At 38.0% G+C, this 9,508-nt stretch carries 5 protein-coding genes; 1 reads left to right on the forward strand and 4 read right to left on the reverse strand.

Annotation, left to right across the window (positions count from 1 at the left end; all coding sequences use genetic code 11):
* Positions 1–305 precede the first annotated feature (305 nt).
* Entirely contained in the window at positions 306–6,731 is a 6,426-nt protein-coding gene (locus JSS34_07590; GenBank protein ID MBS0186179.1) for a hypothetical protein, read from the reverse strand.
* A 260-nt stretch (positions 6,732–6,991) separates the two neighbouring features.
* Here JSS34_07590 and JSS34_07595 point away from each other — a divergent pair, with 260 nt between their 5' ends.
* Positions 6,992–7,243 (forward strand): hypothetical protein, encoded by a 252-nt coding sequence (locus tag JSS34_07595; protein MBS0186180.1) that lies wholly within the window; start codon positions 6,992–6,994, stop codon positions 7,241–7,243.
* A 121-nt stretch (positions 7,244–7,364) separates the two neighbouring features.
* On the opposite strand, the gene JSS34_07600 is transcribed toward JSS34_07595, so the two are convergent.
* From JSS34_07600 to JSS34_07610, 3 genes are all read right to left on the reverse strand, one after another.
* Positions 7,365–7,697 (reverse strand): XRE family transcriptional regulator, encoded by a 333-nt coding sequence (locus JSS34_07600; GenBank protein MBS0186181.1) that lies wholly within the window; start codon positions 7,695–7,697, stop codon positions 7,365–7,367.
* A 1-nt stretch (position 7,698) separates the two neighbouring features.
* A complete protein-coding gene (locus JSS34_07605) occupies positions 7,699–7,983 on the reverse strand; it encodes a type II toxin-antitoxin system RelE/ParE family toxin (protein MBS0186182.1) in 285 nt (94 codons plus the stop codon).
* A gap of 116 nt (positions 7,984–8,099) precedes the next feature.
* Positions 8,100–9,257 carry a tyrosine-type recombinase/integrase gene (locus JSS34_07610; protein ID MBS0186183.1) on the reverse strand — a complete coding sequence of 386 codons (1,158 nt, stop codon included), beginning with the start codon at positions 9,255–9,257 and terminating at the stop codon, positions 8,100–8,102.
* Between the last annotated feature and the right edge of the window lie 251 nt (positions 9,258–9,508).

Raw genomic sequence — 9,508 nt, forward strand, 5'->3', positions numbered from 1 at the left:
CTTAAAATCTGTCGGTCATATGGCCGTGCCAGTTCGAGTCTGGCAGCGGGCACCAACACTTTCAGAGAATTAATGAAAATCACAAAAAAGCATCAGGTAGCAAATAGGCAGCATTTAAGGAAATTTCATGGCCTGAAGATGGAGCATAAAATATCACTTCAATTTTTTTCATCAACGCTCTACAACCTAATCCCATGGGTTTTTGAGAAACGCTAAAAACTCAGACGTTGAAGAAAATGGCCTACAAAAACAGTAAAAAGAGATCAGGTGATTATCTTTTTACTATTTTTTTAAGAGAATCGATATCAATAAGTGCACAAAGATTGCGCAAACATAAGAGCCTTTCGAGCATAATTCATATCATCGTATTCTGCAATAAGACTGACCTCAAGAGGAGGCATTTGTGGAAAGCGTCTTTCCTGAAACACTATGTGTTTCCTTTGCATAAGACGATCGTCTTGCAAAATTTCTTTTTCAATTAAAGGGACAAGTTGAACAAGTTCTTCATCTTCTTCCTGTTCTTTAGAATCTTCATCTTGTAATCGGTATTGGGCGCCATCCGTTGTTTCAATAACAGGTCTCCTAAATAAGTGTTCATAGGGGATAAAATGCCCATCTTTTTTCTTTACGCCATGTGATCTTATGATCTTATGTCCAAGCTCGCTTGCAGCAGCCTTAAAATCTTGCGTACTTGCCGTTAATATTCCTTTCAACGTTATGCTTTTCATGTAATAAAAACTCATAACCATGAGTTGGGTAAGATTTTGAGGGTTTGTCATTCTCTTTTGATCTAGGAGATAACTTAAAACCGAGGAAGAAAGGACTGTGGCAAGATTCTTCCTACTTTTTTCCGTCAAACAAGGGATAACATTTTGAAGCCGATATGTGTATAATGCTGCAAGCCCATCGGCTATTGTACAACTCATATCTTCCATTAACTGTTTAGCTTTTTTCCGAGATTCAGCAGCGTCACTTTGATAAGGCGAACCGAGCTTACTTTGAAGAGTATCCTTCAGAGTACTTTTTAGAGTATCTTTTAGCATATCCAATCCCCAGTCAGTAATTTTTTTAAAAATATCTTTTAAAACCTGAGTGCCAGGAATAGGTATACTCGAAATAATCAACCCTCCTACATATCCAACAACATAATCTACCCCGCGATCAACTCCCTCAGAAGCTCCTTTTTTCAGAAGACTTTCTGAAACAGCTTCTTCTCTAGTTTCATTATTTAGCAATTCTAACTGTGCTCTAATACAACGAGAAAGATCTTCATAAAAGTGTTTAAGATCTGGAAAACGAAGACCGTTTTCTGGAAACAATACATCTTTAATAGCGTGACATTTTGCGTGCTCTGTATCACTCAATTTTTCTTTAAGAATCTTAATTTCTCTTTCAATATTAAGTCGATTGGAAGGAACTTCTTTTTCAAGATCTTTTTCACTTTTTTGAAGTCCTTTGATGATTTTTGCTCGTTCTTGATCAAATTTTTCATAGATTTCTTGTAATCTATGCTGCTGTTTTCTCGTTAAATCTTGAGTTTGAAATTGAGGTCTTTCAAACTGACTTTGATAGAGAGCACAAAGAAATCGTTGTTGACGAAGGTCATCATGAGTCATTTGAGTAAGAGGAACATCTGTGATTTGTCGATGAGCTTCTAGATCTTTAATCATCAATTCGAGAGAGAAGGCTTCCACATGATTTTGAACTTTTGCCAAAGAAATCAAAAGAGCGATTTCAGTGTAAATTTGTTTGTTTTCTAGCCCTTCTTTTTCTAAAAGAACACGAGCTAGCCGCGTCAAAACTTCAGAGTTTACAGGAATAGCATGGCCTTTTTCTAGAATTATTGTCAAAATATCACTCAGAAAGGGTCTTAAGAGATCAAAATCAAAAGAATTTCTGGATGTCTGCGTCATTTGCATTCCGGAATCAAGGGTGCCTTCTTGCCTCTGGCCAGCAGCATCTTTGAATGTATAGTGAAGAGATCCTTTTTCTGTAATTTTGAGATATAACTTGCCACTTTCGAGAGGAGCCGTCGGCATAACTAAATCATCTGTATATTCAACGAGCTTTGTGTCTTTTACAAAAGCTCTCCAAAGCCACTTTTCTCCTTCATTTAAGTCCTGAGGACTCATATACCCCTGAAGCGCATTTTCTGCCATGAGAAGTACATAATCAATAGATGTTTCTTCTTGCCCCAGAAGAGTTTGCATTTTCTCTAAAGTACCAGGCAGCTGATCTTTAAGACACTGAGTAAATGTTCTCACCATAAAATTTATTTTTCCAAGTTTATAATAAATATCTGCAAGAAAGAACAAGGCTCGAGGATAAACATGGCTTAACTGAGTTAGAAGAGGAATAACGTCATTAGGGTCATGAGAAGGATCTTCTAGAATTTTTAAAATATCAGGATAAGTATTGGAATCATCTTGCTCGAGCAGACATTGAGCTTCTTCTATACCATTTTCAAAGCGCTGTTGTGTATTACCCCTTAATCCAGCTTCTGAGAGAAGAGTCTCTAAATCTTTTTCAGGAGGACGAGAGCTCTTATGAGATTTAGAGAGTGATCTTTGAGAAAATTTTTCTTGATCTTTACTATCTCCTGGCTCTGCAGGTGCTAAAGAGCCATACTTTATTTGGTTTTTTCTTAGAGCTTCTCTTATTTCTCCTAACATTTTAAATGAAATGTTATTACATTTATAGCTGCCACCAAACTCTTCAATCATACTATCCACGGATCCATCATCTAGACAGTTATTCAGCAAACGGGTATCTTTAAGATACCTTACAAAGTCTCGAGCTCCCTTATCTCCGATCCCATTAATCTGAAGATACAGAAAACATAATGGAGTATCTTTAAGACTCATCAGGAAATCTCGAGCCCCCTCATCTCCAACATTATTGCGACTAAGATTAAGTGTATGTATTTGCGTGCCTTTAAGTCCTCTTGCGAGAGCTTGGACTCCTTTAGTTCTAATTTTATTACATTGAAGATTCAAATAATGTATCTTAGTGTCTTTAAGAACGCGCGCAAGTAATTTAATGTCCTCATCATTGAGTTTGATTTCAGGGGACTTCTCATTCCCAATAAAACGAAAATCCCCATCATATACTATGACTTCTTCTCTACCTGAAAGATCAAGCACTAAACCATCTGATTCAATTACTTTTATAATTCTGCTCATAAAGGGTTCTCTAAAATTTATCCAATCTCTTCGGACAAATGATGGAAGCTTTTGTCGAAAACAAGGTCTTTCAATCCCATGACAATTTATAAGACTAAGGCTTCTCAGATGCCCTTGTTGTGTCATTAGATCTAATTCATCATCCGTGATTGTAAGACCTGATAGTTCAAGTTTGAGAGGAACTTGAACATTTCGAAAGACTTGAGCTGCTCTTAAGTAAGCATCTTTTCCTCCTTTTCCATCGACAATAATCTTAACCTCAAAGATATGATCCCAATTCATTTTCCGATCAAACCCTTTTCTAAAAAGAGTGCTTTCTGAAAATACTGCACAATTTCTAAACGTAAGTTTCCCACTCCATGGATCAAGATGTTGCTCAGGATTTCCCCACGAAACTTTTCCCATGTGATCAAGGAGAGCTTGTTGATGTGGAATTGAAAGGGTGGACCAGTCTAATGCTTTAAAAAAATGTTCTCGCTGAGGGTCGGTCATTTCTTCAAGAGTAATTGAACTTCCTCCTTGAAGCATAGCTTGTTGAGCCAAAATAGAACTATCTTGCTCAGCTTTTTCTCTCATCTTTTCAAGAGATCTCTGAAGATTAATTTCTTCGCCTCGTCCTCTTCGGACGTATTCAAAGAGATCTTTTTTACTGGTTAACATCATATTACTCGAAAGAAGATTTTCTGACGTGGTACGTGTTTCTAATTTCCCGTTACGAGAAACTCCATACTCTTTTCCATCTACAAATGTGAATCGTTCCAATGGATTAGCGTGAGGAAGCTCTTGAAATCCGTCCTGATATCTTAAATAAATAGACTTATGAAACTGTCGAAGAATATCCCTATGCGTTAAGGACTCTTCCGATGCGATGAGATGTTGAAGAGAGGCGAGATTTTTATAAAGTTGCGTTACAATATTGGAGTGCAAAGAGATCCCTAAAAAAGAGTGATGATCATTAAAATGAGACGTTACTTCTTCGGGTTTAAAAAGGAAAGCATACTGTGCTGAGCGGCTCTGGAGAGTTTGACCCCACTCTTCCATTACTTCCCTTGGATTATGGTAGAGGAATTTACGTTTTAAGTTTGGGTGAAGTTCTTGATTCATTTGATCAAGAGCAAAAAGGATGCTTTTGACATTCATCCTTTTCCCTTCCTGAACTGTTATGACACTCGGAACAAAGGCGTGATCATTATCAATACCTATGATTCGATAAGATCCATCAGGGCATGCTTCAACAATATAATTATCAGGTTTTCCATCTTCGGGATTTGTGAGCATAGCAAGAAGGATCATTCCACTTAAAGCCTCAGGATCTAAGCAATGACTGATCTCATCCCAAGAAGTTGTGGTTTTTCCTCTTAAATAATCATCAAGAGAATCCCCTGAGATTCCTTCTGAAAACAAATATGCCACGCCATTGATATTTGCTAAGAGCGTATTGGGGGCACCATACCCTAAAAGCTGACGCGTCAATGTTCCAACAGCTTCTTCAATTCCTGGCAGTTCAGGATATCTTTTAACATAAAGGGTATAACGCCTATTTGTGATTTTACCTACAACTCGACGCCCAGGTTGTTTTTCTTTAAAAGAAAGAAATTTTTCAGGCGTTGCTTGACCTTCTTTCCAAAGCTGTTCAACAGCAGGAAGAGAAAGAACTCGATCTCCATCCGTTGTTTTAATGGTCAACCCTTCTTGTCCTTTATGTGAAGGCAAAAGAGCCTCTAAAGTTAATTGCCATCGCAAACGATGATTCCGGAATTCTAAAAGATCTAAATAAGGATTGAAAGCCTCTTTATTTTCTCCAAGAGAGTCTACATAATCGAGAATAAGATGAGGCATGACGGTTGCTCCTGCTCCAACCTCAATTAAAGCTTCAATAAGCTGCCTTTTATGTTGCAGAAAGGCAAGATCTAAAGCTGTATGTCCCTCTCGATTTTTATCTTCAAGGTTAATACCAGCCAACTTAAGTGCTTTAATCCATTCACTGGCACTCATCGTATCCAATCGTTGCCCAGCATAGTGCACCACATCATGAAGAATACCTTGAAGATCTGCAACTTGAAGGCCTGCTTTTAACATAAATGTGAGAAGGGATGGGTTTCGGTTTCTTTGAAGCCCTTCCTTCAACACTTTAGGATCTTTAAGACTCGGTGTTTGTTTAGTAAATTCAGAAGCATAAGAGTCAAAAGTCTCTCCCATGACTTCAAATAGTTCTGTCCAATCGTGATGTTTGTTAGAAAAAAAGATGCGAGAAAGCGTTAGAAGACTTATCTCTTTAATATTTTTTAAAGGCTCGTCACAAGGCAAATAAGCTTTTGGAGCATGCCCTCTTTGTAAGGCTGTTTTTAAAATATCATACAAAAAGGGCCTTACTTGATCTAAGGTTAAAGGAAGAGTTGGGTTAAAGTTTATTTGACCACGATCAATTTTCCCAATAATACGTTTATGAGCAGCGCCTCGAAGTGTATATTGGAGAGATCCATCTCTCATTTCTAGATACAAGGTATTTTTTTTAAGAGTCTCTCCCTCTTCCATTAAACAGAAATCATAATGAATTGTTTCCTGGATTAAATTTTCTATATCTTCATAACTCAAATCATAAGGGCCTTGCCTTCTAACAAGATCGATAAGCCTTTTTAATACCTTTGCGAGATGATAAAATGTTTGCTCTTTAAACTGAAAACTTTCTTGATATCCAAGACTGTGCGCATGTTCTTCTACTTTCACGAGAGACGAAAGAAAATGTGGCATAAAATGATGTACTTTTTTAATCCTAATCCAATTCTGAAGTTCTTCTGGAATATTTGTTTCTTTTATTCTTAAAAGAAGGGAACTGAGCTGCATTTTTTTCTCTGATCCGAGACGATCTTCGGGACTTAATCCTCGAATCAAAACTCGTTTTTCTTTTTCTGGCCCACCGTACTCCTGAAAATGACCAAAAGAGGGATGGGCAAATAAAAGATTTCCTAAAAGATGAACTCCTAAGCTTGAGCTTGAATAACACACTCCTTTTTTATAATGAGAATAATGCTCTCTCAGATCTTCTAAACTCTCAATAAATTCACAATAAGGAAAAACTTCCACTATTTGAGTGGCATCGTTCTCTGTATCTTTAAACTGTACCAACATACTTGGGACAATATATCCATGACCAAAGAAAAGCCGATACCCATGATACAAGGCTTGTCGATCTAAATATCCAGCCTCAGGAGTTCGAAGAATAAGGGTCGAGGTTCGTGTTGGAACATTTGGTTTGTAAAGAGGCGCTGTGTCTTGAGGAATACCATGAGGACTCAAGATATCTCCTCGAACTTCCAAAGAAACCGCCCCAGAGTCAAGAGGGCGAGCTTTTGTTTCTCGAATAAAACAAGATCGAAGTTCTTCCAAGCTTGAATCAACCTCTGGACCTTCCATGCCCATAACAGGAAGAGCAAAAATTAGAAAATGAACAATAAAGATGAGATCTGCAGATGGTGTTTTAGAAAAAAGTAACTTTTTGAAGATGTTACGTTTTTTTTGAGAAAAGAGAGAGGAAAAGAATGCGGCCATCCTTGAAAATTCCTTTTTCAAATTTTGTCTTGATTAAATATCTATCACTGTCTTTGAAATATAATTTAGAATTCTTGAAGATTCTGAAGGGGTTAATAGATGATAACAGAGAGACTTTATTGTTATTGAGGTGGTATTTTTTGTCAAATTGTATTTTCAATAAAGAATCGTTTTTTGCCTGAAAGATATAAAAATCTTGAACAAAAGAGCGCTTGTTTAGTATATTTGTTTTGTTGTTATGAAAAGGTGAAAGTTCTTCAATGGAACGATTTTTGCTGCAGCGCACTTATGGGGTGAATCACCCCAGTTGCTTTTGGGCTGCAGGCGCTAAGAAACAGTTCAAGAAAGAAGATGAACCTGCCGCTAACAAAAATTCTAAAACCCTCGTAGCTTTGCCGTTCTGTCAGTTAATATCCCCCCCTCATTTTAAAATCTTTTTAGAAGAGTTTTCAAAAATGACAAAAATTCACCTGAAACAAGTTCTTTCTTCTGAGCCATTTCTTAGCGCCTGAGGCCCAAAAGCACAAGTCAATTTTTAATTGACGCATAAGTGCGCATTGCACTCAAAGACCAACACACAAGAAAACGGACATGAAAAAAGCAGAAATAAAAATCATAAAATTTTATGCCCGTTCATACAGACTTTAAAGCGTCTAAATCTTGAAACTGGGTAATTTTAACAGGAGCCTTACGGGGAAAAGTCGCAATAATATCCAGGCTGCCTCCCATCCCCTCCACGAAAGACCTCAATGTACTAACATACATGTCCGTACGACGTTCCATTTTAGAAATGGCTGCCTGTTTTACTCCCAGTTTTTGTGCAAGCTGAACCTGGGAACAAGCAGCTGCCTTGCGTAACTCTTGCAACGTCTTTTCTTCTGAAATCAGTTCTTGTGCTCGACGCTCAATCGCTTCTTGACGCTCAAGAGGCAAAGTTTTGATGTAGTCTTCAACACTAATAGCCATTTTATTTCTCCATCTTTTTGAGATGTTTTTTAAAACGCATTTCCGCAAGAGGAATATGAGTATGATACCATTTTTTATCTCTACCTTTATTTCCGCCTACTAACAAAATAGCGCAACGTTTGGGATCAAATGCAAAGAGGATGCGCCATGGATCACCTTTATACTGGATGCGAAGCTCCTTTAAATTTTTTAAGCTGGTACCAGAAAGGGTATCTACGTGAGGCCTTCCCAAATGAGGACCATATTTTCTAAGGAGACGAGTACCCGCTAAAATTTCCTCTTGTATTTCCTTCTATTGTTTTCCAAACCATAGAAAAAAATCTTCATCAAAGAACGCTGTTCATTCCATTTTTCAATTATATTCTTTTTATAGAATATTACAACACAAAAAATTAAAAAACATTATCTCTCTACCATCCTTTTCCCCATCTGCTGTGCAATTTTTTCGCTTGCCTCAAAGAGAGGTTGATGCATGAGATGAGCATAACGCGCTGTGGTTTGTGTATGTTTATGACCGAGAAGAGCCCCGATGACAGGAACCGACAAACCTTGACTCACAGCTACAGAAGCAAATGTATGACGTAGATCATGGAGTCGCACATCCTCAAGGTGCACTTTTTTACGAATACGCCCCCAAGCTTTATGAATATTTACAAGATGAGATCCGTCTTTACCACCGCAAATTACATGAATATTTTCTGGTATTTTTGGAATAGCTTGAAACAATTCAATGGCTGTTGAAGAAAGGTAAATTATTTTCTTGCCTGTTTTGCTATCCAATAAACGCAGGCACTGGTTATCAAGATCCACTTCTTCCCACGTTAACGTAAGGATTTCACTAAGCCTGCAACCCGTATATAATAACAGGCGAATCGCATGAAGAGCCCAAGGGTGAAAACCTTCTTTTTCTTCCCTCTCCAAGATTATCAACAAACGTTCAATTTCATCGGTACTCAAAAACCGTTCTCTTTTGTTTTCTGGATACTTCTTCACGTGTAAACATGGGTTTGAGTAATCTGGACGGTACCCCCATAACTCAGACAGATTAAGCGCCTTTGAAAGCAAGCTCAGAACACGGTTTGCTGTGGTGGGAATGTGTTTGAGATCATGATGGAGCTTAAGAACATCTTCGCGTGTCAAAGACGAGACTTTCAAATTTCCGAGGACAGGAAGGATATAACTTTTCCATAATTTATCATCCTCTCTACCACTAGAAGGCTTTTTACGAGGCGCATGCTCCTGCATATAACGCTCTTTGAGTTCCTTTATGATCGGATTGCTCTGCAACTTTTGCTTTTCAATCGATGGATCTTTCCCTTGGCTCACTTCATACAACCAACGTTGTGCAATGCTACGCGCCTCTTCACAGGTCATCACACCATGGTCACCGATCTTAGGCTTACGTTGCCGGCGATCGGCACTTCGGTAATAAAGCATGTAGACACGTTTTCCCATGGGCGTGATCTTACAGCAAAACCCAGTGGTCTCAGAATCCCAGAGAATGAGATCTTTCTCTTGAGGAGGCGTCCCTTCTACCAAACGTTTGGTCAGTTTCGGCATTTTAATGATAATCCATTTTTTAAAAACAGTTGTATCTATTGCTTAAGGACCTTTAAAACCAGGCAGCATACAGGTAGCAACTTATAGAGACTTTGACAAGATTAAAAATATCAAGAAAGACTAAAAAATGTTTTGAACAAAAGGAATAAATCAACTTTTAGATATATAAAAATATCATCCAAAACATAAGAATGTGAGACTTAAAATCTGTCGGTCATATGGCCGTGCCAGTTCGAGTCTGGCAGCGGGCA

This window comes from Pseudomonadota bacterium, from assembly GCA_018242545.1.
GTDB lineage: Bacteria > Pseudomonadota > Alphaproteobacteria > 16-39-46 > 16-39-46 > 16-39-46.

Coding starts and splice junctions, on each gene's coding strand:
- JSS34_07590 (MBS0186179.1), bottom strand. CDS start 6,731: ATGGCCGCATTCTTTTCCTCTCTCTTTTCTCAAAAAAAACGTAACATC.
- JSS34_07610 (MBS0186183.1), bottom strand. CDS start 9,257: ATGCCGAAACTGACCAAACGTTTGGTAGAAGGGACGCCTCCTCAAGAG.
- JSS34_07600 (MBS0186181.1), bottom strand. CDS start 7,697: ATGGCTATTAGTGTTGAAGACTACATCAAAACTTTGCCTCTTGAGCGT.
- JSS34_07595 (MBS0186180.1), top strand. CDS start 6,992: ATGGAACGATTTTTGCTGCAGCGCACTTATGGGGTGAATCACCCCAGT.